This is a genomic window from Pseudomonas sp. S12(2018), assembly GCF_024355235.1.
Classification (GTDB): Bacteria; Pseudomonadota; Gammaproteobacteria; order Pseudomonadales; family Pseudomonadaceae; genus Aquipseudomonas; species Aquipseudomonas palmensis.
This window is the reverse complement of record NZ_QLAD01000009.1, coordinates 159241-181984: the sequence shown is the minus strand read 5'-3', so window position 1 is coordinate 181984 and position 22744 is coordinate 159241. Positions and strand designations below refer to the sequence as shown.

Annotated in this window: 20 protein-coding genes; 10 read left to right on the top strand and 10 right to left on the bottom strand. The window is 63.9% G+C overall.

The window, feature by feature from the left end; genetic code table 11:
- Positions 1–17: 17 nt before the first annotated feature.
- The gene (gene oadA, locus DN388_RS21265; RefSeq protein WP_043861527.1) at positions 18–1826 is read right to left on the bottom strand and encodes a sodium-extruding oxaloacetate decarboxylase subunit alpha; all 1809 of its coding nucleotides are present in this window, start codon (positions 1824–1826) and stop codon (positions 18–20) included.
- A gap of 11 nt (positions 1827–1837) precedes the next feature.
- The gene (locus tag DN388_RS21260; protein WP_043861526.1) at positions 1838–3253 is read right to left on the bottom strand and encodes an acetyl-CoA carboxylase biotin carboxylase subunit; all 1416 of its coding nucleotides are present in this window, start codon (positions 3251–3253) and stop codon (positions 1838–1840) included.
- Positions 3254–3458: 205 nt separating this feature from the next.
- Between DN388_RS21260 and DN388_RS21255 the strand changes: the two genes are divergently transcribed.
- Complete coding sequence (locus DN388_RS21255) at positions 3459–4406, top strand: LysR family transcriptional regulator (protein ID WP_162484870.1); 948 nt, start codon at positions 3459–3461, stop codon at positions 4404–4406.
- Here DN388_RS21255 and DN388_RS21250 read toward each other — a convergent pair.
- Together DN388_RS21250 and hexR are read right to left on the bottom strand one after the other, a co-directional pair.
- Positions 4348–4566 carry a PA3496 family putative envelope integrity protein gene (locus DN388_RS21250; protein WP_078481432.1) on the bottom strand — a complete coding sequence of 73 codons (219 nt, stop codon included), beginning with the start codon at positions 4564–4566 and terminating at the stop codon, positions 4348–4350. The two genes, DN388_RS21255 and DN388_RS21250, sit on opposite strands and share 59 nt — an antisense overlap.
- Before the next feature lie 162 nt (positions 4567–4728).
- Complete coding sequence (gene hexR / locus DN388_RS21245) at positions 4729–5595, bottom strand: transcriptional regulator HexR (protein WP_043861524.1); 867 nt, start codon at positions 5593–5595, stop codon at positions 4729–4731.
- A gap of 104 nt (positions 5596–5699) precedes the next feature.
- Between hexR and zwf the strand changes: the two genes are divergently transcribed.
- The gene (gene zwf, locus DN388_RS21240) at positions 5700–7142 is read left to right on the top strand and encodes a glucose-6-phosphate dehydrogenase (RefSeq protein ID WP_043861580.1); all 1443 of its coding nucleotides are present in this window, start codon (positions 5700–5702) and stop codon (positions 7140–7142) included.
- A gap of 84 nt (positions 7143–7226) precedes the next feature.
- A complete protein-coding gene (locus tag DN388_RS21235) occupies positions 7227–7544 on the top strand; it encodes a hypothetical protein (protein ID WP_054916453.1) in 318 nt (105 codons plus the stop codon).
- Positions 7545–7605: 61 nt separating this feature from the next.
- Here the strand turns inward: DN388_RS21235 and DN388_RS21230 are convergent, their stop codons facing one another.
- The gene (locus DN388_RS21230; protein ID WP_255002036.1) at positions 7606–10476 is read right to left on the bottom strand and encodes an EAL domain-containing protein; all 2871 of its coding nucleotides are present in this window, start codon (positions 10474–10476) and stop codon (positions 7606–7608) included.
- Between the two features lie 235 nt (positions 10477–10711).
- Between DN388_RS21230 and uvrD the strand changes: the two genes are divergently transcribed.
- The 4 genes from uvrD to DN388_RS21210 all read left to right on the top strand — a co-directional run bounded on the left by uvrD (position 10712) and on the right by DN388_RS21210 (position 15428).
- Entirely contained in the window at positions 10712–12895 is a 2184-nt protein-coding gene (uvrD, locus tag DN388_RS21225) for a DNA helicase II (RefSeq protein WP_043861521.1), read from the top strand.
- Positions 12896–13087: 192 nt separating this feature from the next.
- Entirely contained in the window at positions 13088–13939 is an 852-nt protein-coding gene (locus tag DN388_RS21220; protein ID WP_043861520.1) for a Tim44 domain-containing protein, read from the top strand.
- Positions 13940–14050: 111 nt separating this feature from the next.
- Positions 14051–14458 carry an SMI1/KNR4 family protein gene (locus tag DN388_RS21215; protein ID WP_014720555.1) on the top strand — a complete coding sequence of 136 codons (408 nt, stop codon included), beginning with the start codon at positions 14051–14053 and terminating at the stop codon, positions 14456–14458.
- 157 nt (positions 14459–14615) lie between these two features.
- Complete coding sequence (locus tag DN388_RS21210; protein ID WP_058541958.1) at positions 14616–15428, top strand: hypothetical protein; 813 nt, start codon at positions 14616–14618, stop codon at positions 15426–15428.
- On the opposite strand, the gene DN388_RS21205 is transcribed toward DN388_RS21210, so the two are convergent.
- A complete protein-coding gene (locus tag DN388_RS21205) occupies positions 15425–17185 on the bottom strand; it encodes a cation:proton antiporter (protein WP_054916449.1) in 1761 nt (586 codons plus the stop codon). The two genes, DN388_RS21210 and DN388_RS21205, sit on opposite strands and share 4 nt — an antisense overlap.
- A 323-nt stretch (positions 17186–17508) precedes the next feature.
- Here DN388_RS21205 and DN388_RS21200 point away from each other — a divergent pair, with 323 nt between their 5' ends.
- Complete coding sequence (locus tag DN388_RS21200; RefSeq protein WP_043861517.1) at positions 17509–17994, top strand: acyl-CoA thioesterase; 486 nt, start codon at positions 17509–17511, stop codon at positions 17992–17994.
- On the opposite strand, the gene pdxY is transcribed toward DN388_RS21200, so the two are convergent.
- Complete coding sequence (gene pdxY / locus DN388_RS21195) at positions 17991–18863, bottom strand: pyridoxal kinase PdxY (RefSeq protein WP_078481425.1); 873 nt, start codon at positions 18861–18863, stop codon at positions 17991–17993. The genes DN388_RS21200 and pdxY overlap by 4 nt on opposite strands.
- Positions 18864–18980: 117 nt before the next feature.
- On the opposite strand from pdxY, the gene DN388_RS21190 reads away from it, so the two are divergent.
- Positions 18981–19373 (top strand): DUF3301 domain-containing protein, encoded by a 393-nt coding sequence (locus DN388_RS21190; RefSeq protein ID WP_253086841.1) that lies wholly within the window; start codon positions 18981–18983, stop codon positions 19371–19373.
- 54 nt (positions 19374–19427) lie between these two features.
- On the opposite strand, the gene DN388_RS21185 is transcribed toward DN388_RS21190, so the two are convergent.
- Genes DN388_RS21185 through zigA form a run of 3 tightly spaced genes read right to left on the bottom strand, consistent with a single transcriptional unit; the run spans position 19428 to position 22240 of the window.
- A complete protein-coding gene (locus DN388_RS21185) occupies positions 19428–20390 on the bottom strand; it encodes a GTP-binding protein (protein WP_255002064.1) in 963 nt (320 codons plus the stop codon).
- A gap of 42 nt (positions 20391–20432) precedes the next feature.
- Positions 20433–21032 (bottom strand): DUF1826 domain-containing protein, encoded by a 600-nt coding sequence (locus tag DN388_RS21180; protein ID WP_043861514.1) that lies wholly within the window; start codon positions 21030–21032, stop codon positions 20433–20435.
- Positions 21032–22240, bottom strand: coding sequence for a zinc metallochaperone GTPase ZigA (gene zigA / locus DN388_RS21175; RefSeq protein WP_236176498.1), 1209 nt, complete (start codon positions 22238–22240; stop codon positions 21032–21034). Before zigA ends, DN388_RS21180 begins: the two co-directional genes overlap by 1 nt.
- Before the next feature lie 153 nt (positions 22241–22393).
- Here zigA and DN388_RS21170 point away from each other — a divergent pair, with 153 nt between their 5' ends.
- Positions 22394–22711, top strand: coding sequence for a glutamine synthetase (locus DN388_RS21170; protein WP_290445893.1), 318 nt, complete (start codon positions 22394–22396; stop codon positions 22709–22711).
- Positions 22712–22744 lie beyond the last annotated feature (33 nt).

Here is a 22744-nt window from a genome sequence, read left to right as displayed (position 1 = left end):
GCAGATGAAGGCCTGAATCAGCCTTCGATCTCGATCAGGATCTCGCCCGGGTTGACCCGGTCGCCCTTGGCCACGTGTATGGCTGCAACCTTGCCGGCGATGGCCGATTGCACCTCGGTTTCCATCTTCATCGCTTCGGTGATCAGCACCGCCTGGCCGGCCTTGACCGTGTCGCCCTGCTTGACCAGCACATCGACGATGTTGCCCGGCATGGTGGTGCTCACATGGCCCGGCTCGCTGGCCTGCTTGCGCTTGCTGCTGCCACCGCCGACGAATTCGTTGAGCGGCTCGAACACCACCTCTTCCGGCATGCCGTCGATGGACAGGTAGAAGTGGCGCTTGCCTTCGGCCTTGACGCCCACACCGGTGATATCCACGCGGTAGGTCTCGCCGTGCACGTCGATCACGAACTCGGTTGGTACGCCTTCGCCACCGGCCGAGGCCACCGCGCCGGCTTCCGGAATCGGCAGCAGCACTTCAGGGGTCAGGCTGCCGGCTTCACGCTCTTCAAGGAACTTGCGCCCGATGTCCGGGAACATGGCGAAGGTCAGCACGTCTTCTTCGGACTTGGCCAGGCTGCCGATGTCGGCACGCAGCTTGGTCATCTCGGGCTTGAGCAGGTCGGCGGGGCGCACGTCGATGACGTCTTCGCTGCCGATGGCCTGGCGACGCAGCTTCTCGTCGACTACCCCCGGTGCCTTGCCGTAGCCGCCCTGCAGGTACAGCTTCACCTCGTTGGTGATGGTCTTGTAGCGCTCGCCGGCCAGCACGTTGAAGAACGCCTGGGTACCGACGATCTGCGAGGTGGGCGTGACCAGCGGCGGGAAGCCGAGGTCTTCACGCACCCGCGGGATCTCGGCCAGCACTTCGTTCATGCGGTTGAGCGCACCCTGCTCCTTGAGCTGGTTGGCCAGGTTGGAAATCATCCCGCCCGGTACCTGGTTGACCTGCACGCGGGTATCCACGGCGGTGAACTCGCTTTCGAACTGGTGGTACTTCTTGCGCACGGCATAGAAGTACAGGCCGATCTCCTGCAGCAGTTGCAGGTCCAGGCCGGTATCGAACTCGCTGCCCTTGAGCGCTGCAACCATCGATTCGGTGCCCGGGTGGCTGGTGCCCCAGGCGAAGCTGGAGATGGCGGTGTCGATATGGTCGGCACCGTTCTCGATGGCCTTGAGCTGGCACATCGCGGCCAGGCCGGCCGTGTCGTGGCTGTGGATGAACACCGGCAGCGACTGCTCGGCCTTGAGTGCCTTGACCAGCTCGCCGGTGGCGTAGGGGGTCAGCAGGCCGGCCATGTCCTTGATCGCGATGGAGTCGCAGCCCATGGCTTCCATCTGCTTGGCCTGGGCCACGAACGCCTCGATGGTGTGCACCGGGCTGGTGGTGTAGGCGATGGTGCCCTGGGCATGCTTGCCGGCCGCCTTCACGGCCTCGATGGCCACGCGCAGGTTGCGCACGTCGTTCATGGCATCGAAGATGCGGAACACATCGATGCCGTTGACTGCTGCCTTGGCCACGAAGGCCTTGACCACGTCATCGCTGTAGTGCCGGTAGCCAAGCAGGTTCTGGCCGCGCAGCAGCATCTGCAGACGGGTGTTGGGCAGTGCTGCGCGCAGCTTGCGCAGGCGCTCCCACGGGTCTTCCTTGAGGAAGCGCACGCAGGCGTCGAAGGTCGCGCCGCCCCACACTTCCAGCGACCAGTAGCCCACCTTGTCGAGCTTGTCGCAGATCGGCAGCATGTCGTCGGTGCGCATGCGGGTGGCCAGCAGCGATTGGTGGGCGTCGCGCAGGATCGTGTCGGTTACGAAAATTTTCTTGGACATTGTAGGGTTCCTCACAGGCCTGCGTGGGCGGCGATGGCGGCGGCGATGGCCAGGGCCAGCTCTTCGGGTTTGCGCTTGATCGAGTAGTTGGTCAGTTCGGGGTGGCTTTCAACGAAGCTGGTGTTGAACTGGCCGCTACGGAATTCCGGGTTGCGCAGGATTTCCTGGTAGTACGCGGCGGTGGTCTTGACCCCCTGCAGGCGCATGTCGTCCAGGGCCCGCAGGCCGCGGTCCATGGCTTCTTCCCAGGTCAGCGCCCAGACCACCAGCTTCAGGCACATCGAGTCGTAGAACGGCGGGATGGTGTAGCCGGTGTAGATCGCCGTGTCGGTGCGTACGCCCGGGCCGCCGGGGGCGTAGTAGCGGGTGATCTTGCCGAAGCTGGGCAGAAAGTTGTTTTTCGGGTCTTCTGCATTGATCCGGAACTGCAGCGCGAAGCCGCGGTGCTGGATGTCTTCCTGCTTGACCGACAGCGGCAGGCCCGAGGCGATGCGGATCTGTTCGCGAACGATGTCGATACCGGTGATTTCCTCGGTGATGGTGTGCTCCACCTGCACCCGGGTGTTCATTTCCATGAAGTACACCTCGCCATCGGCAAGCAGGAACTCCACGGTACCGGCATTCTCGTAGCCCACGGCCTTGGCCGCGCGCACCGACAGGTCGCCGATGTAGGCGCGCTGTTCGGGGGTCAGCTGCGGGCTGGGGGCGATCTCGATGAGCTTCTGGTTGCGGCGCTGGATAGAGCAGTCGCGCTCGAACAGGTGCACCACGTTGCCGAAGCTGTCACCCAGGATCTGCGCCTCGATGTGCTTGGGGTTGACGATGCATTTTTCCAGGAACACCTCGGCCGAACCGAATGCCTTGGTGGCTTCGGAAATCACCCGCGGAAAGGCCTGCTCGAGTTCTTCGCGGCTGTTGCAGCGACGAATGCCGCGCCCGCCGCCGCCGGAAGTGGCCTTGAGCATTACCGGGTAACCGATGCGGTCGCCCTCTTCCAGGGCTTCGTGGATGTCGGCCACGTTGCCTTCGGTGCCCGGGGTGACCGGTACGCCGGCCTTGATCATGCTGCGCCGCGCCTCGGTCTTGTCGCCCATGCGGCGAATGACTTCGGCGGCCGGGCCGATGAACTTGATCCCGCGTTCGGCGCAGATGTCCGCCAGCTCCGCGTTCTCCGACAGAAAACCATAGCCCGGGTGCAACGCATCGCAGCCGGTTTCCACTGCCAGGTTCACCAGCTTGCGCGGGTTGAGATAACCGGCCAGGGGTTCGGCACCGATGCTATGGGCCTCGTCCGCACGCTTTACGTGCAGGGCGTGACGGTCGGCGTCGGAATAGATCGCCACCGAGCGAATGCCCATCTCGGCGCAGGCACGCACGATGCGTACTGCGATTTCACCCCGGTTGGCGATCAGGATTTTTTTTATCACTGGAGTCTTCCCAAAGCCGTTGGTAACAAACGAACCGGCAGTACCGGTCGGCGCGTGACCAGACGTCGCTGGCCAGTCGTATAATCACCCTAGCGCCGAACGTGAATAAACAAAAATCAATATTTGTTAGGGTCAGCATTAGCAATTGCTTATAGTGCCGTAACAGGGTTTTGCCGAGGCGACGGGAAATATGCGTAAGTCATTGATGCGTATGACATTGCGTCAATTGCAGATCTTCAATGAAGTGTGTGATTTGCGTTCGTACAGCCGGGCCGCCGAGGAGATGTCGCTGACGCAACCCGCCGTTAGTCTACAGATCCGCCAGCTCGAGGAACTGGTGGGCCAGCCGCTGTTCGAGTACGTCGGCAAGAAGCTCTACCTCACCGAGGCCGCCGAGGCGCTGCAGCGCGCCAGCCGGGACATCTTCGGACGCCTGGAGAGCCTCGACATGCAGCTGTCGGACATGCAGGGCTCGCTGCAGGGCCAGCTCAAGCTGGCGGTGGAATCGAGCGCCAAGTACTTCGTGCCGCACCTGTTCGCCGCCTTCAAGCGCCTGCACCCGGAGGTCAACCTGACCCTCACCGTGGTCAACCGCGCCCAGGCCATCCGGCGCCTGTCGGACAACCGCGACGACCTGATCATCATGTCGATGGTGCCGCAGGACATGGGCCTGGAGTTTTTGCCCTTCCTGAACAACCCGATCGTGGCCGTGGCCCCGCCCGATCACCCGCTGTGCACGCTCGACAGCCTGCGCCTGCAGGACCTGGAGCCGCATACGCTGCTGGTGCGCGAACAGGGTTCGGGCACGCGCAAGGCGTGCGAGGAGTACTTCAAGGAAAAGCGCGTGCACTTCACCCAGACCCTGGAAGTGGCATCGGCCGACGCCCAGCGCGAATGCGTGATCGCAGGCCTTGGCATCGCCCTTTTGACCCGGCATGCACTGAACATGGAACTGGCCACCGGGGTGCTGCGCGAGCTGCCGGTAGAGGAGCTGCCGCTGTATCGCAGCTGGTGCGTGGTGCAGGCCAAGGCCAAGCGGCAGTCGCCGGTGGCCCTGGCCTTTGTTGCGTTCATCCGCAGCGAACGTGCGCAGATCAGCGCGCTTGTTGAGCGTTTCTCGGGGACGTTGCCGCTGACACCTGCCATACGCTGACAGCGTGCAGTTCGGGGTAGTCGGCGATGTCCTGCAGCAATTGGCGCTGCTCGGAATAGCTTTCGATCGCGCGGCGAAACTCCATGCGGCGCTGATCCTTTTCCTGCTGCTTGCGGGACTTGGCGGTAGGTTGGTGCGAGCCATCGAATTCACGAGCCATTGCGTGTCTCCCTGGTCGATTGCGGGGAGTTTCAGCGTGCCCGGGCGGGGTTACGGTTTGGCGGCGGGAGGGTTACAAAAGCATGAACAATCAGGCGTGGTATGCGGTGCTGCCCTTCGCTGGCAAGCCAGCGAAGGTGTCAGCTCGGGCGGTGCAAGACGATCAGTCGTCCATCGCCTTGATCGACTTGGGCGACAGGCGCAGGCTGCGCAAGCTGCGCTTGACGCTCTTGAGGTGGTTGACCAGGCTCGGCCCGCGCGCCATGGCAACGCCCATGGCCAGCACGTCGATCACCACCAGGTGGGCGATACGTGAGGTCAGCGGGGTGTAGATTTCGGTGTCTTCATGCACGTCGATGGCCAGGTTGACCGTGGACAGTTCGGCCAGCGGGGTCTGGCTCGGGCACAGGGTGATCAGCGTCGCACCGCTTTCACGCACCAGGTTGGCAGTGATCAGCAGGTCCTTGGAACGCCCTGACTGGGAAATGCAGATCGCTACGTCACCCGGCTTGAGGGTGACCGCCGACATCGCCTGCATGTGCGGGTCGGAATACGCCGCTGCCGTCAGCAACAGGCGGAAGAACTTGTGCTGGGCATCGGCAGCCACCGCACCCGATGCACCAAACCCGTAGAACTCCACGCGCTGCGCCTGGGCCATGGCCGTCACGGCGCGCTGCAATGCCTGGGCATCGAGGTGCTCGCGCACTTCCATCAGGGTGTGCAGGGTGGTGTCGAAGATCTTCAGGCTGTAGTCGGCTACCGAATCGTCTTCATGAATCGCGAACTGACCGAAGCTCGCACCCGCCGCCAGGCTTTGCGCCAGCTTGAGCTTGAGGTCCTGGAAACCGGTGCAACCGATCGCCCGGCAGAAACGCACGATGGTCGGCTCGCTGATCCCGACGCTGTGCGCCAGATCAGCCATGGAGCTATGCATGACAGCCGCTGGATCGAGCAATACGTGATCGGCAACCTTCAGTTCCGATTTGCGTAGCAGATGGCGCGACTGGGCGATGTGTTGCAACAGATTCAAGGGCAGGACTCGGTTATGATCGGCTGACCGGGTTGTAGCTTTCTTGTAGTTATACTACATGACCGGCGACCCGCCCAGCTAAACGATCTTGGAGAGTGGTGGCATTGACTATCCCGTGCGACATTCTGGTGTTCGGCGGCACCGGCGATCTGGCCCTGAACAAACTGCTTCCAGCGCTCTACCACCTGTTTCGCGAAGGCCGTCTGCACAACGCCGTGCGGATCATCGCCCTGGCCCGCCGGCCCTTGCCACGGATTGAATTTCTCAAGCTGGTCGAACGCCGCTGCCGCGCCCAGATCGCGCCCCAGGACTTCAGCGACGAGGTGTGGCACCGCTTTTCCACGCGCCTGGACTACTTCTCCATGGACGCCATGCAGAGCGCCGATTTCGGCCGCCTCGCCCGCTTTCTGGGCGAGCCCGGCGGGCTGACGCGGGTCTACTACCTAGCCACCGCACCCAACCTGTTCGTGCCCATCGCCACCCACCTGCAGGTGGCCGGGCTGGTCGACAGCGAAGCGCGTATCGTGCTGGAAAAACCCATCGGCCACTCGCTGGAGTCCGCCACCACGATCAACAGCGCCATCGGCGCGGTATTCGCCGAATCCCAGGTGTTTCGCATCGACCACTACCTGGGCAAGGAGACGGTGCAGAACCTCATGGCATTGCGCTTCGCCAACGCGCTGCTGGAACCGGTGTGGCGCACCAACCAGGTGGACCACGTGCAGATCAGCGTGTGCGAAACCCTCGGCGTGGAAAACCGCGGCGGCTACTACGACCGTGCCGGCGCCACCCGCGACATGCTGCAGAACCACCTGCTGCAACTGCTCTGCCTGGTAGCCATGGAGCCACCTGCGCAGTTCGAGGCCGAGGCGGTGCGCGATGAAAAGGTCAAGATCCTCAAGGCCCTCAAACCCATCACCGGGCAGGACGTGCAGGACAAGACCGTGCGCGGCCAGTACAGCGCCGGCAAGATCGGCGGGCAGGAGGTTCCGGCCTACTACTTCGAGAAGGACGTGGACAACGACAGCGACACCGAAACCTTTGTCGCCGTCGAAGCCCACATCAACAACTGGCGCTGGGCCGGCGTACCCTTCTACCTGCGTACCGGCAAGCGCATGGCCAAGCGCTCCTCGCAGATCGTCATACAGTTCAAGCCGGTGCCCCATCGCCTGTTCGACGGCGACCAGGCCAACCAGTTGCTGATCCAGCTGCAGCCCGACGAGCGCATCAGCCTGCAGATGATGACCAAGGCACCGGGCAAGGGCATGCGCCTGGAGCCGGTGGAACTGAACCTGAACCTGGCCCAGGTGTTCGGCCAGGCACGACGCTGGGACGCCTACGAACGCCTGCTGCTGGATGTTCTGGACGGCGACTCGACCCTGTTCATGCGCCGCGACGAAGTGGAGGCCGCATGGGCCTGGATCGACCCGATCCTGACTGGCTGGCAGGAGCACTTCCAGGCCCCGCGCCCTTACCCGGCCGGCTCCAATGGCCCGGACCAGGCCCACAGCCTGCTGGCTCACCAGGGACGCGCCTGGCACGGTTGAAAGCTTTCCGGCTGCCGGGTGCAGCCGCGCTGTTCGATAGTGGGCACGCAACATCCCACCCACCATCGAATGGAGTACAAAGGAATGTCCCTGAAAGCAAAAGGCTGGATCGCGCAGAACGACAAGATGCCGGGCAACGCCAGGTTTCGAGTGTATGGCACCGTGGAAGTCGCCACCTCGGCCATCGTGCCGGTGCTGGTGAAACGCGCCATCCAGGACAAATCGCACGCCCTGGCGCTGGAACTGAAGCTGGAGAACGTGGACGCCCTGGCTGCCCAGGTGATCACCGAACGTGCGGTCTGTTTCGAAATGGACGGCGACCACAGCAACATCCCGAAAGTGGATATTTTCCACGACGGCAAACTGCTGGTGAGCCTGGAGGAGATCCTGGTCACTCACTGACCGGCAGGCTGCGACTTGTTACAACGCCAGGGCCCCGTTGATCGGGGCCCTGGCCGTGGGGCTACCAGCGCCGATCCTCACGCAGCAAGGCGGCCAGGCTGTCGGCCTCCACCGGCCGGCTGATCAGGTAGCCCTGCACCTCATCGCAGCCCTGCTCGCGCAGAAACGCCAGCTGCTCATGGGTTTCCACCCCTTCGGCCACCACCTGCAGGCCCAGGCTGTGGGCCATGACAATGATCGCACGGGTGATTGCGGCGTCCTCGCTGCCTTCGTGCAGGCCACGGATGAAGGTCTGGTCGATCTTCACGTAATTCACCGGAAAACGCTTGAGGTAGCTGAGCGACGAATAGCCGGTGCCGAAATCGTCGATGGCCAGCTTGACCCCCAGTTCATGCAGCTGATGAAAGGTCGCGATGATGTGCTCCACGCTGTCGAGCAACTGGCTTTCGGTCAGCTCCAGCTCCAGCAGGTGCGGTGCCAGGCCGCTGTCTTCCAGCACCTGACGCACCAGGCTGACCAGCTTGCCCTGGCGCAACTGATACACCGACAGGTTCACCGACACGCGAATCGGCGCCAGCCCCTGCCGTTGCCATTCACAGGCCTGCCAGCACGCCTGGCGCAACACGAACTCGCCCATCGGCGCGATCAGCCCGGTCTCTTCGGCCAGGCCGATGAAGTCGCCCGGTGGCACCATGCCCACCTGCGGGTGATGCCAGCGCACCAGGGCCTCGGCAGCCTGCAGGCGGCCGCTGGTCAGGCACAGTTTGGGCTGGTAATAGACCTCCAGCTGGCGCTCTTCGATGGCCTTGCGCAGCTGGTTCTCCAGTTGCAGGCGCTCCAGGGTGCTGGCCTGCAGGCTCTCGGTGTAGAACTGGAACCCGTCGCCGCCGAGGTGCTTGGCGTGCTGCATGGCCATGTTGGCCTGGCTCACCAGGGTGCTGACATCCAGGCTGGCATCGGGCAGCAGACTGACCCCCACTGAAGCGCTGATCACCAGCTCGTGCCCGTCGACACGCAGCGGCACGCGCAGCTTGTCCAGCAGGCGCGTCGCCACCCGCACCAGGCTGGACAGGTGTGAATAGCCGTCGAACAGCACCACGAACTCGTCACCGGACAGACGCGCCACGGTATCGGCCTCGGGCACTGCGTTGCCGATGCGCTGGGCCATGGTCTTGAGCAGCCGGTCGGCCAGTTCGTGGCCCAGGCTGTCGTTGAGCAGCTTGAAGCGGTCCAGGTCGATGTGCAGCAGCGCCAGGCTGCGACCGCTGCCACGCAGGCGCTGGCCGGCTTCATGCAGACGCAGTCGGAACAACGCGCGGTTGGCCAGGCCGGTCAGTTCGTCGTAGTGCGCCAGGTACCGCAGGCGCTCTTCGGACTCGCGGCGTGCCGACAGGTCGGTGAAGAAACCCACGATGGTGCCGACCTGGCCACGCGCATCCGTCACGCCGGTCAGTTGCAGCCACTGCGGGTAGAGTTCCCCGCTCTTGCGCGCCTCAACCAGCTCGCCTTCCCAGCGCCCCTGCTGCGCCAGGGCCTGGTCGATGGCACCGTAGTGCCGGCGCGCGTCGCGGCTGCATGGCAGCTCCAGCGCATTGCGCCCCAGCAGTTCTTCGCGCACGTAGCCGGTCATGTGGCAGAACGCCTGGTTGGCGGCCAGTACGGCATAGTCCGGCCCCATGATCGCGATGCCTTCGCTGGCCGCCTCGAATACGGTTGCGGCCAGGCGTTGCTGTTCCTGCTGGGCCTTGCGCGCGCTCACGTCGCGCCGGGTGCCGAGCATGCGCACCACCCGCCCGGCGGCATCGCGCTCCACCGCGCGGCCGCGGTCCTCGATCCAGCACCAGTGGCCCTGGGCGTGGCGGAAGCGGTACTCGATACGGTAATCGTCGGTGCGCCCCTTGAGGTGGTCGACCAGGGCGCGCTTGAGCGCCGGCACGTCATCCGGGTGCAGGCGCGGCTTGAGGTGCGCCTGCACCGCCCGCACCTGCTCCGGGTTCAGGCCGAACAGCTCGTGCAATTGGGTGTGATGCACCTCGTCGGTTTCCAGATTCCAGTCCCACAGCCCCAGCTCACTGGCTTCCAGCGCCAGGGCCAGGCGCTGCTCGCTCTTGCTCAGGGCCTGGTTGGCGCGGTCCAGCTCCTGGCTGCGCTGCGCCACCCTCGATTCCAGCCCGGCCTGGGCCTGACGCAGTTGCTCCTCGATCAGCCGACGCTGCTCGACCTCGGTCGCCAGGGCCTTGTTGAGCCGCTCGCTGCGCGCCTGCGCGGCCTGCAGGTGCTCGATCAGCGCCTGGTTCTGAAAGCGGCGCAACAGGCCCCCCTCGATCAGCCGATTGACCTGCCAGGCCACCACCATCAACGCGCCGAGCAGGATCAGCCCCAGCCAACCCCAGCCCTGCTGCTGCTCGTCACCGCGCCAGAACAGGAACGCGATCGGCGGCAGCAGGCACGGCAAGGTGAAACTCAGGAACGCCGGCAGGCTGACCGCGTAGGCCACACTCGCCGACAGGGTCGCGGCCCCCAGCAAGCCGAAGACCCAGGCCTGTTGCACGAAGTTATCCACAGGCACCAGGGCAATCGCCGCGCTGGCCAGGGTCAGGCCGCTGAAGGCCGAACCGAGCAGGAACATGCGCCACCAGGTCGGTTGCACCTGTCGATCGGGCATCGCCGCGTCGAAGGCCGCCACCTGAATGACCCGCAGCGCTACCAGCGCCATCAACCAGACGATCCACACACTGACCAGCAGGTAGCGCTGCGGGCTCCACAGCAGCCAGGCACACACCAGGCCGTTGAGCAGCATGAACAGGGTGGGCAGCAACGAGCCCTGGTACAACAGACGGGTACGCTCGACGGCCAGTTGCGTGGCGAACTGTTTGCGAATACCGCGGCGCGCTTCCAGCGGCACGCTGACGGAGGCAGATGCGAAGGTCATAGGCAATGTTCTTGTAATGGTGAGCCTCGAACGAGCACGGAGCATACACAAGCAGGCGCCTGGGCCAAACTGCTCTGGGTCATAAATTGTGCGTGGCAATTATGGAACCTGGTTTCAGTGCCGAGCCCTCAAGCACGCGGGCCAAGGGGCGCGCCCGATGAGCGGGCGGCGCCTTGGGCGATCTTTTTCCACCATGGGTTTGCCCCCGGCTCGCTTGCGCCCCTAAAATGGCGGGATGCGCGATGACCTCTCCCTCCTGTTGAACTCCCTCAACGACGCCCAACGCCAGGCCGTAGCGGCCCCGCTTGGTCGCCAGTTGGTTCTGGCCGGTGCCGGCTCCGGTAAGACCCGAGTGCTGGTGCACCGTATCGCCTGGTTGATCCAGGTCGAGCAGGCCTCACCCCATTCGGTGCTGTCGGTGACCTTCACCAACAAGGCCGCCGCCGAGATGCGCCAGCGCATCGAGCAGTTGATGGGCATCAACCCGGCCGGCATGTGGGTGGGTACCTTCCACGGCCTGGCGCACCGCCTGTTGCGTGCCCACTGGCAGGAAGCGGGGCTGAACCAGAACTTCCAGATCCTCGACAGCGACGACCAGCAACGCCTGGTCAAGCGGGTGATCCGCGAGCTGGGCCTGGACGAACAGCGCTGGCCGGTACGCCAGGCGCAGTGGTTCATCAACGGGCAGAAGGACGAAGGGCTGCGCCCGCAGCACATCCAGGCCAGCGGCGACCTGTTCCTGGGCACCATGCGCAGCATCTACGAGGCCTACGAGGCAGCCTGCCAGCGCGCCGGCGTGATCGACTTCTCCGAACTGCTGCTGCGCGCGCTGGACCTGTGGCGCGACAACCCGGGCCTGCTGCAGCACTACCAGCGGCGCTTCCGCCACCTGCTGGTGGACGAGTTCCAGGACACCAACGCCGTGCAGTACGCCTGGTTGCGCCTGCTGGCCCAGGGCGGTGACAGCCTGATGGTGGTGGGCGACGACGACCAGTCCATCTATGGCTGGCGCGGCGCCAAGATCGAGAACATCCACCAGTACAGTGCCGACTTCCCCGACACCCAGATGATCCGCCTGGAGCAGAACTACCGCTCCACCGCCGGCATCCTCAAGGCGGCCAACGCCCTAATCGCCAACAACAGTGATCGCCTGGGCAAGGAGCTGTGGACCGACGGCGGCGACGGCGAACCGCTGAGCCTGTACGCCGCCTTCAACGAACACGACGAAGCGCGCTATGTGGTCGAGACCATCGAGAGCGCGCTCAAGACCGGCATGGCGCGCAGCGACATCGCCATCCTGTACCGCTCCAACGCCCAGTCGCGGGTGCTCGAGGAAGCCCTGCTGCGCGAGCGCATCCCGTACCGCATCTATGGTGGTCAGCGCTTCTTCGAACGCGCCGAGATCAAGAACGCCATGGCCTATCTGCGCCTGCTTGAAGGGCGTGGCAATGACGCGGCGCTAGAGCGGGTGATCAACGTGCCGCCGCGCGGCATCGGCGAGAAGACCGTGGAGGCGATTCGCGAACACGCCCGTCACGCCCAGGTATCGATGTGGGAGTCGATGAGCCTGCTGATCGCCAACAAGGGCCTCAAGGGCCGTGCCGCCAGCGCCCTGGCCGCGTTCATCGAGCTGATCGAGAACCTCTCGGCCAAGGTCATGGACATGCCGTTGCACCTGATGACCCAGACCGTGATCGAGCAGTCCGGGCTGATCGTCTATCACCAGGAAGAAAAGGGTGAAAAGGGCCAGGCACGGGTAGAAAACCTTGAAGAACTGGTCAGCGCCGCGCGCAACTTCGAAAGCGCCGAGGAAGACGCCGAGCTGTCGCCGCTGGCTGCGTTCCTGGGCCACGCCTCCCTCGAGGCCGGCGATGCCCAGGCCGAGGAACACGAAGACAGCATCCAGCTGATGACCCTGCACAGCGCCAAGGGCCTGGAGTTCCCCCACGTGTTCCTGGTGGGCATGGAAGAGGGCCTGTTCCCGCACAAGATGAGCCTGGAAGAGCCCGGCCGCCTGGAAGAGGAACGCCGCCTGGCCTATGTGGGCATTACCCGCGCCATGCAGCAGCTGGTGATGACCTACGCCGAAACCCGGCGCCTGTACGGCAGCGAAACCTACAACAAGGTGTCGCGATTCGTGCGTGAGATCCCTGCGGGGCTGGTGCAGGAAGTGCGCTTGTCCAACAGCGTCAGCCGGCCGTTCGGCTCGGGTCAGAAACAGAATTCGAGCAGCCTGTTCGGTGCGGCGAACATCCCCGAAACCGCGTTCAACCTCGGCCAGCGCGTGCAGCACGCGGTGTTTGGCGAGGGCGTGATCCTCAATTTCGAGGGCGCCGGTGCCCAGGCGCGGGTGCAGGTGAACTTCGCCGAAGGCAGCAAGTGGCTGATGCTTGGCTACGCCAAGCTGGAGCCGCTGTAACACCCTCCGCCGGCAAGGCCGTCCCCTGTGGGAGCCGGCCTTGCCGGCGAAGAGGTCGGCCAGTTCCTACACGCACTTGATAAACATCCCACAGCGCCAAGCAAAAGATAGAAACATTATGGCGCTAGTCATGTGTCCTACAACCTGTGCACCATGGCGCGCGTGCACTCCACAAAACGGGAATACCCTTCTATGCAACGTTTTCTTAGCATCGCCTTGGCGCTGTGCATCGGCCTTACGCTGAGCCTCGACGCCAACGCCAAGCGCTTCGGCGGCGGCAAGAGCTCGGGCGCCGCGCCGACCCACCAGACGCGCCAGGCCGCTCCGGCCACGCCGGCCGCCACGCCCAATGCGGCAGGCCGTCCACCGGCAGCCGCCAGCGGTGCTTCGCGCTGGCTCGGCCCTCTGGCCGGCCTCGCCGCCGGTGGCCTGCTGGCCTCCATGTTCATGGGCGACGGCTTCCAGGGCATGCAGATCTTCGACATCCTGATCATGGCGGTCATCGCCTTCCTGATCTTCCGTTTCATTGCCGCCCGTCGCCGCAAGCAACAGCCGCAGATGGCCGCTGCCGGTCACGCGCCGTTCCAGCGTGAAGTTCACGAGCAACCGGCTCAGCCGTCGATCTTCGGTGGTTCCGCTGCACCTGCCGCGGCCCGCCCGGTGATCAACGCACCAGCCTGGTTCAATGAAGAGAGCTTCCTGGCCGCTGCACGCAACCACTTCCAGACCCTGCAGCAGCACTGGGACGCCAACGAGATCGACAAGATCGCCGAGTTCGTTACCCCGCAGATGCTGCAGTTCCTGAAAAAGGAACGTGCCGAGCTGGGTGAAGGCTTCCAGTCCACCTACATCGACGACCTGAACGTGCAGCTGGAAGGCGTGGATGACCGTGCCGACCGCACCATCGCCACCCTGACCTTCAGCGGTGTGTCGAAAACCTCGCGTTTCGACCAGGGCGAAGTGTTCAGCGAAAGCTGGAACATGGAACGTGCCCAGGGCGAAAACCAGCCTTGGCTGGTCGCAGGGATCCGCCAGAACGGCTGATCTTGAGGCATTGCACAAAAAACCCCGGGCTTGCCCGGGGTTTTGCTTTTAGCGTAGCGTCCTACTAGGGTATAACGCGCAGCGTGTCGTCAAGGTAAGAGGATTGAACCCGTGGAAGAAATCATCGAGCAACTGCGTGAAGCCAACGAACCGGTACCCGTACCGCTTGAGTTGCCCGACGAAGACCTGCTGGTCGAGATTGAAGAACAGCTGTTCATCGATATCCCGTTCGTCTTCAGGGAGTTCCTGCTGACCGTCAGCGATGTGGTGTACGGCAGCCTGGAGCCGGTGACCGTTACCGACCCGCAATCGCATACCTACCTGCCTGACGTGGCGGCCAATGCCTGGGATGCCGGCGTGGACCGTTCGCTGATTCCGATCTGCCAGGATGGTGACGATTACTACTGCGTCGAGGAAGACGGCACCGTGGTGCTGTGGTCGGCCGAAGAAGAGCTGGTGACCGAAGAAACCTGGGAATCGGTATGGCACTGGGCGCGCGACGTGTGGCTGGAAAGCTGATCCGTCAGTTTGTCGGACAAAAATGATGGCTCTGAGCTATCAATCTTCGTAGAATCGCCGCGCCTTCCTGTGCGCGGCGGTGTTGCTACCGCTCCATCCCCTCGGACATACGACCCGCGCGCACAGGAATGCACCTTCACATGCCGGGGCCCTGTCGATGTACTCCAGACTGTTCACACTGCTCGCCCTGCTGCTGGCGAGCGGCTGCCAGGCGCCGCTGACACAGTTGCAGACCCTCAGCCAGGCCCATGGCCATCGTGTCGAGATCCAGCCTACCCAGCCCTTCCCGCTGGCGCTGAGCGTTCCGCTCAAGGCGCCAGGCGCCCTGCGCCTGCGTGTCTATCTGGAAGGTGACGGGCGCGCCTGGGCCACCTCCAGCCAACCCAGCCTGGACCCCAGCCCGCGCAACCTGTTGCTGGCGCGACTGGCCCTGGAAGACCCACAGCCCAGCCTGTACCTGGCGCGCCCTTGCCAGTTCGTCAGTGCGCCTGGCTGCCGCGCAGCGATGTGGACCGACCAGCGCTTTGGCAAGGCAGTGCTCGATAGCCTGGACCAAGCCTTGAGCGGCATCAAGCAGCGCTATGGCAACCAGGAGTTCGAGCTGATCGGCTATTCCGGCGGGGGTGCGCTGGCCTTGCTGCTGGCCGCCCGGCGAAGCGACGTTACCCAGGTACAGACCCTGGCCGGCAACCTCAGCCCGCGGTACTGGGCACAGACCCTGCAACTGACGCCACTGGCGGGCTCACTGGAGCCGCTGGACTATCGCCAGCGCCTGCGCGACCTGCCGCAGCGCCATCTTCTCGGGCTGCAGGACCGCAGCGTGCCGGCCTCGCTGTTCGAGCACTACCGCGTGGAACTAGGCAGTGCCCGCTGCATGCAGCAGGTTGCGCTGCCCGGTGTGAGCCACGCCGAAGGCTGGACACAGGCCTGGGCCCAATGGCGGGACCAGCCGCTGCGCTGCAAACCCTAGGGGTGATGTTCCTTCTGATTGTCGAGGGTTTCGAGCAGTGCGATCTGCATGCGCGTGTGCACCCGGATGAACCAGCGCCACAGCAACGCCACCACACCGGCCGCCACCACCGCGATCAGCAACAGCAGCTCGCTGGTGGGCAGGATGCTCGCCGACAGCGCCGACAGAAGCAGAAAGATCACCAGCAGCGACAGCAGCGGGATCACCTCGGCGATCACCCGGCGCACGCGCTGGGTATGGCGCCCGGCCATTTCCGGCTTGACCCCCATTTCGGCCAGCAGCATCGACAGCGCCTTGAGCTTGCGATACGCGGCAATCAGGAACGGCAATGACAGCAGCAACGCCGCGCCCCAGATCAGCGCTTTCTGCTGGGCCAGGTCGGGCAACCATTCGCTCAGGTACTCGCCGATGCGTGCCGCGAAGTAACCTCCACTGAAGAAGATCGCCACCACCAGCGCCAGGTTGACCCCCACCTGCAGCAGGATGCGCCGGATCATCGCCGCCACCATCGCGCCCTCGCCTTGCGGCTGGATGCTGCGCAGCCATTCGCCGTACAGCGACAGCACCCGCGACAGGCGCTTGGGCACCACACTGGCAAGCTTGAGCGACAGCGGGTCGGCGGCGCGAATCAGGTAGGGCGTGAGCAAGGTGGTAATGGCCGACACCGCCACCGCCACCGGGTAAAGGAAATCGCTGGTGACCTGCAGGGTCATGCCCAGCGCAGCGATGATGAAGGAGAATTCGCCGATCTGCGAAAGCCCCATGCCCACCCGCAACGAGGTGCGACCGTCGTTGCCGGCGATGAAGGCGCCCATGCCGCACGAGAGCATCTTGCCCAGGACCACCGCTACAGTGATGACCACGATCGGCCAGATGTACTCGATGAGCACGCTCAGGTCGATCATCAGGCCGATGGCGACGAAGAAGATGGCACTGAACAGGTCGCGAACCGGCTCGATCAACTGCTCGATCTTCAGCAACTGGCGCGATTCGGCCATGATCGCCCCGATCAGGAACGCGCCCAGCACCATGCTGTACTCGAGCTTGACCACCAGCAGGCAGAAGCCGAAGCACAGGCCCAACACGGTAATCAGCAGCATCTCGTTGCTTTCGAACCTGGCCACGTAGGCCAGTACCCGCGGTACCAGCAGTATGCCGATGACCAGCGCCACGATCATGAACAGCGAGAGCTTGCCGACGGTGGAGAACACCTCGCCGGAACTGACCGCGCCGCTGACCGCAATGCCCGACAGCAGGGCAATGATGCCGATACCGAGGATGTCCTCGACGATCAGCACACCGAAGATCAGCTGGGCGAAGCGCTCGTTCTTCATCTTCAGGTCGTTGAGCGCCTTGACGATGATGGTGGTGGAAGAAATTGCCAGGATTGCGCCCAGGAACAGCGAGTCCATGGTGTTCCAGCCGAACCAGCGGCCGATCTCGAAGCCGATCCAGATCATCAGCACGATTTCGAGGAAGGCCGCAATGAACGCCGTGGCCCCCACCTTGAACAGCTTGCGCAGGCTGAACTCCAGCCCCAGGCAGAACATCAGGAAGATCACCCCGAGTTCGGCCAGCGTCTTGATCGTGTCTTCGTCGTGGATGAGGCCGAATGGCGGGGTGTGCGGGCCGATGATGAAGCCGGCGACGATATAGCCGAGTACCACCGGCTGCTTGAAACGGTGAAACAGGATGGTGACCACACCGGCAACCAGCATGATCACCGCCAGATCCTGAATAAAGCTGATGGCATGCACGGCGTGGAGCTCCTTACTTCGAACCGAAGAACAAGCCCGCCGCTCGATGACATGCCTGTCGTGGAGCGGCGGGGGAATTAGTCTGTCAAATGACGCCAGGCACCACATTGCATGGGCTTGGTCAGGTTAACACCGGCGCCTGCAACGAAAAGGCGGTGTAATATCAAGAAACAGATAGACCGGTAACACGCCAAAGATGGCACGAACGGCGTGACGGCAACGGCGCTGTCAGCGTCCCGTTTTCATGGGATTCGAAATTGGGGAAAAGAAGCGTGATGACCACTCGCCACCCCGCCTCAGCGCAACCTTACCGTGAGCACACTATGGAACCTGGAAACGCCCAGCTGTCGATGACCGTCCTGATGACCCCGGACATGGCCAACTTTTCTGGCAACGTACACGGCGGCACCCTGCTCAAGTACCTCGATGAAGTCGCCTATGCCTGCGCCAGCCGCTACGCGGGCCGTTATGTGGTGACGTTGTCGGTGGATCAGGTGGTCTTTCGCGAGCCGGTACACGTGGGCGAACTGGTGACCTTCCTGGCGTCGGTGAACTACACCGGCAACACCTCGATGGAGGTCGGGATCAAGGTCGTCACCGAAAATATCCGCGAGCGTTCGGTGCGCCACAGCAACAGCTGCTTCTTCACCATGGTCGCGGTGGACGACGATCGCAAGCCGGTCGCCGTGCCGCCACGCCAGCCAGAGACCAGCGAGGAAAAGCGCCGCTTCGTGCAAGGCAAGCAGCGCCGCCTGATTCGCCAGGAACTCGAAAAGCGCTACCAGGAACTCAAGGGCGACGCCTTCTAGAGCGACAGTCGCCGCGCCTCGAAGCGCACCCGCGGGTGCATGATGCGGTCCTGAGCACGCACCAGCTCCAGCTCGTAGCTGGTGCAAGCCTGGGTTTCCAGCAGCACCTCGTGCACGGCCGCGGCAGTGAATTCGAAAGCCGCCACCCAGCTGTCACCCAGCAGCACCCGCGCCAGGAACAGGCCGGAGGTCAGGTCGCCGACCCCCACCGGCTGCCGCGCAAACGCCAGCAGCGGTCGCTGCAGGTGCCAACTGCCTTCGGCAGTCACCAGCAGCATCTCGAAGTCTTCGGCCTTGCGTCCCGGGTATGCCAGGTGCTTGACCAGCACAGCCTTGGGCCCGCGGGCGAGCAGGCTGCGCGCCATGGCCACGCAGTCCTCCAGCGACTCGGCCCGACGCCCGCAGAAGCTGTCGAGCTCCAACTGATTGGGGCACAGCACATCCGCCACCGCCACCGCTTCATCGAGCAGGAAGTCACTGACCTCGGCGGGTACGATGCAGCCTTTTTCCGGATGCCCCATGACAGGGTCGCACAGGTACAGGGCGTTCGGGTTGACCGCCTTGATCCGCGCCACCCCAGTAAGAATCGCACGGCCCTGGGCGGCGCTGCCGAGGTAGCCGGAAAGCACCGCATCACAGTTGCCCAGCTCGCCGATCGTCGCAATCCCGTCCACCAGCGCCGGAATTTGCTCTGGCGCAAGCACTTCGCCGGTCCACTGGCCATACTGAGTATGGTTGGAGAACTGAACGGTGTTCAGCGGCCAGACATTGACCCCCACCCGTTGCATCGGAAACACCGCGGCGCTGTTGCCGGCGTGGCCGAATACCACGTGTGACTGGATGGCGAGCAGATGCGGTGTACGTTTCATGCAGGGCTTCCAAACGATCGAATGAAAAACAAGGCGCGCAGTATGGCGCCAAATGCCACCTGTACGACAGACCGGGGTGGCAGTTAAGCTGAGCCTATCTGGTTGGAGCGAACGTAGATGTTAACCCTCGAAAACCTTCTGGTGCTGATGCTGCTGGCCACCGCAGGCACCTGGCTGTGGCATAACCACGGCCTGCGCGAAAAGGCACTGGAACGGGTCAAGCAGCATTGCGCCAAGCTCGACCTGGAACTGCTGGATGGCAACGTGGCGCTCAAGCGCATCGGTTTTGTGCGCGATGCCAACGGGCGCAAGCGCCTGGCCCGTGTGTACAACTTCGAATTCACAGTGACAGGCGAACATCGTCACCCCGGTACGGTGACGCAGTTTGGCGCGCATACGATGCAGATCGAACTGGCACCCTACCCGTTCGAGATCAAGCCGCCGGTGCAGGGCGGCAACGTGATCGAGATGAACCAGTGGCGCCAGGAGCACAATCGCTGGCGCCAGTGACGTTCCCTCCGTCTACCGGGGCCAGCCTTGCCTGCAAAAAGGCCGGCCCTGTCTTCAGGGAATCCGGCATTCCTGCATCCCCTGCTCCAAGGCCGCCACTGCCTGCGGCTGTGCAAAAATCAGCTCGATACGCGAGTCGCGCCGCCACTCGCTGGCCTGCCAGTGCAGCGCCTGCCCCTCCAGCGCATTGGCCGACTGCCAACCCTCCGGGCTGTGGATAACCAGTTTGGCCCTGCGCCACCCAAGGCCTGCAAGCCATTGCTGCAAACGCTGCGGGTGCAACTGCTGGCTCGGGTGCCAGCGCCAGCCAATGCTCCAGCCCTGCTCCAGCTGTTGATAAAGACAGATCGGCGTCAGCGGGTTTATCCACAGCGCCGCCGGCAACGGCTTGGCCTCCGGCAACTTGAAGTTATCCACCGGCAACGGATGCACACCAACGCCCGGCAGGCTGTTCAGCGCAATCTGCCCATGGTCCGTCCAAAGCTGGGGTACATCAGGCAAGCCCTGGCTTATCCACAGGCGCGTGGCGGCCGCCAAGCCTTCAGATTTGTTGAGCACCAGCAGCCCCGCACCGTGCAGTGCCTGCGCCTGCGGCTGGGGTAATACCTGGCCTGCCGCCAATGCCTGGGCGTCCAGTACCAGCACCGACGGCTGAACCGCCAGCACGCCTTGCCAGGGAGTCTCGCCCAGCTGTTCCAGCAACTGGGCAGGATGACCCAGCCCCGAAGGCTCGATGAACAGTCGATGAGAGCGCGCCTTGCGCAACAAGCGCCCCAGGCCCACTTGGAACGGTGCGCCATTCACGCAGCACAGGCATCCGCCCGCCACTTCGCCCATCGCCACGCCATCATCGTCGGTGGCGAGCAAGGCGGCATCCAGGCCGATCTGGCCGAACTCGTTGATCAGCACCGCCCACCGCTCGTGGGCCGGGCGCTGGGCCAGCAGGTGCCGAATCAGGCTGGTCTTGCCGGCGCCCAGGGGGCCGCCGATCAGGTGGGTGGGTATGTTCTGCAGCATGCGCATCGATTCGTCAGGAAGGATACGCACTATGCTGCGCGCTCAGGCCATCCAGTCAAGCGTCAGCATAAGGCGGCGCTGCCCCGCAGGTACCGCCGGCGAACGGTGCACCAGCCCCTGCCCCTCATTGCCCAGCCACCTCTCGCCCTTGAGCACGGCCACATCACCGGTCGACAACTGCTCCACCTGCACCGCATCGGGCGCCGTCAGCCATTCACTGCCGGGGCCCGCATAGGTACAGATCAGCCGCGCCGGCACGTGGTCGACGTGAAAACGCGGGCACATTGCGCCCTCCAGTGCGCGCAGGCGCAGGCCCACCCGACGCGCGTCGAGCAAGCAGGCGTAGGCGCCCACCAGCCAGCGCACATCGCAGATGAACCCCTCATACCCCTGCAGATCGGCATACGCTGCCGCCAACCCGCGCAGGGCGGGTGCGTCGTCATCTGGCTGCAACTCCAGGGTCAGGGACTCGGCCAGCGGCTGCCCAAGGGACAACAGCACCTGGGCAAAATCGGCCACATGCACCGGCAACTGGCGCTGCCACACGGCCAGATTGACGCCATCCTGCAGCACCTCGGTCAGCACCTGGGGCGATTCGCCGACTGTTTGCCGGGCGCTGCCACGGCGTTTCAGGGCCAGCATCAGGCCGCCTCTTCGTCGTGCCAGTCGCCAAACGGGTCGGGCAGGCGTTGCCAGCCCTCGGCGCCCAATGCCATTTCTTCATCGTTCAGCAGGCAGGCGCCCAGCTCGGCATCCAGTTGCGCAAAGTCGAGGTGCTGCCCGATGAACACCAGCTCCTGTCGGCAATCGCCGCATTCGGCCGTCCAGTGCTTGAGGATCGCCGCCGTGTCCTGCGGGTCCTGGGGCCATTGCCCGCGTGGTACGAAACGCCACCAGCGGCCGGCAAAGCCGTGGCGCACCATGCCGCCCGCCTGGGACCAGCTGCCGGCTTCCTGGTGCTTGCTGGCCAGCCAGAAAAAGCCCTTGGAACGCAACAGGCGGCCGTTGCTCCAGGGCCTGTGGATAAAGTCGAAAAAACGCTGTGGGTGCAAGGGGCGGCGGGCCTGCCAGGTAGTGGCGGCAATGCCGTACTCCTGGGTTTCCGGCACATGCGTACCGCGCAGTTCCTGCAGCCAGCCCGGCGCCTGGGCAGCACGCTCGAAGTCGAACAGGCCGGTATCGAGAATCTGCGCCAATGGCACCTGCCCCATCACCATCGGCACGATCTGGGCGTGGGCATTGAGCGAGCGCAGAATGGCGCAGAGTTCTTCGCGCTCATCGCTGCCGATCAGGTCGATCTTGCTCAACAGGATCACATCGGCGAACTCGACCTGCTCGATCAGCAGGTCGCTGATGGAACGTTCATCGCCCTCGCCCAGGGTCTCGCCGCGCGAAGCCAGGCTGTCGGCGGCCTGGTAGTCACCCAGGAAATTCAGCCCGTCGACCACCGTGACCATGGTGTCCAGCCGCGCCTGGTCGGCCAGGCTGCGGCCTTGTTCATCACGGAAGGTAAAGGTTTCGGCTACCGGTAGCGGCTCGGATATGCCGGTGGACTCGATCAACAGGTAATCGAAACGCCCCTCGCGGGCAAGCCGCGCGACCTCTTCGAGCAGATCTTCGCGCAGGGTGCAGCAGATGCAGCCATTGCTCATCTCGACCAGTTTTTCTTCTGCACGATTGAGGCTGACGTTGCGCTGCACTTCGCTGGCGTCGATATTGATTTCACTCATGTCGTTGACGATCACCGCCACCCGCAGGTTGTCGCGGTTACGCAGCACATGGTTGAGCAGGGTGCTCTTGCCGGCACCTAGAAAGCCGGACAGCACAGTAACGGGGAGACGGTCGGTCATGGCGCAAATACCTCATCAGGGCGTCGGGGCATTCGAAGGATGCCTTTTTCAATGTTATATTATAACAATGCAATTTAGCCAATCGGAGATTGGATGAAAACCTTCGTACTGCTTTCGCTCCTGCTAATTCCTGTCGCGACGGTTCACGCCGCGATGCCGCGCAGTGAGCCTGCCCAATGCACGCGCAGCGCCAACCTGCTGGCCTGCCAAGATCGCGACGGCAATGTGTACAGCGTGCACAGCCAGGGCAACACCCAGTACGTGCGCGGCGTTGAGGTGTTGGGGCAGCGACGCTGGGTGCAAACCAACAGCCTCTATGGGCCGCTGACCTTCTACACGGGCCTGGCCAGCGACGGCGAAGCCTGGGTCGGCTATAGCCGCCGGGTGGGTTGGACCACGCAGAACCGGGTGTCCAGCTCCAGCGGCCAACGCTTCAGCCTGCGTTGCAATCGCCTTGGGGGCTGCGAGTGAGGACTCGGAAAAAGCTATGATGAATGAATCGTT

What these genes read in the sequence shown, in the direction of transcription:
- DN388_RS21220 (WP_043861520.1), top strand. Translation starts at nt 13,088, where the DNA reads ATGCAACGTTTTCTTAGCATCGCCTTGGCGCTGTGCATCGGCCTTACG.
- DN388_RS21200 (WP_043861517.1), top strand. Translation starts at nt 17,509, where the DNA reads ATGGAACCTGGAAACGCCCAGCTGTCGATGACCGTCCTGATGACCCCG.
- DN388_RS21190 (WP_253086841.1), top strand. Translation starts at nt 18,981, where the DNA reads ATGTTAACCCTCGAAAACCTTCTGGTGCTGATGCTGCTGGCCACCGCA.
- oadA (WP_043861527.1), bottom strand. Translation starts at nt 1,826, where the DNA reads ATGTCCAAGAAAATTTTCGTAACCGACACGATCCTGCGCGACGCCCAC.
- DN388_RS21210 (WP_058541958.1), top strand. Translation starts at nt 14,616, where the DNA reads ATGTACTCCAGACTGTTCACACTGCTCGCCCTGCTGCTGGCGAGCGGC.
- DN388_RS21230 (WP_255002036.1), bottom strand. Translation starts at nt 10,476, where the DNA reads ATGACCTTCGCATCTGCCTCCGTCAGCGTGCCGCTGGAAGCGCGCCGC.
- zigA (WP_236176498.1), bottom strand. Translation starts at nt 22,240, where the DNA reads ATGACCGACCGTCTCCCCGTTACTGTGCTGTCCGGCTTTCTAGGTGCC.
- pdxY (WP_078481425.1), bottom strand. Translation starts at nt 18,863, where the DNA reads ATGAAACGTACACCGCATCTGCTCGCCATCCAGTCACACGTGGTATTC.
- DN388_RS21180 (WP_043861514.1), bottom strand. Translation starts at nt 21,032, where the DNA reads ATGCTGGCCCTGAAACGCCGTGGCAGCGCCCGGCAAACAGTCGGCGAA.
- DN388_RS21170 (WP_290445893.1), top strand. Translation starts at nt 22,394, where the DNA reads ATGCCGCGCAGTGAGCCTGCCCAATGCACGCGCAGCGCCAACCTGCTG.
- DN388_RS21250 (WP_078481432.1), bottom strand. Translation starts at nt 4,566, where the DNA reads ATGGCTCGTGAATTCGATGGCTCGCACCAACCTACCGCCAAGTCCCGC.
- DN388_RS21185 (WP_255002064.1), bottom strand. Translation starts at nt 20,390, where the DNA reads ATGCTGCAGAACATACCCACCCACCTGATCGGCGGCCCCCTGGGCGCC.
- uvrD (WP_043861521.1), top strand. Translation starts at nt 10,712, where the DNA reads ATGCGCGATGACCTCTCCCTCCTGTTGAACTCCCTCAACGACGCCCAA.
- DN388_RS21235 (WP_054916453.1), top strand. Translation starts at nt 7,227, where the DNA reads ATGTCCCTGAAAGCAAAAGGCTGGATCGCGCAGAACGACAAGATGCCG.
- DN388_RS21255 (WP_162484870.1), top strand. Translation starts at nt 3,459, where the DNA reads ATGCGTATGACATTGCGTCAATTGCAGATCTTCAATGAAGTGTGTGAT.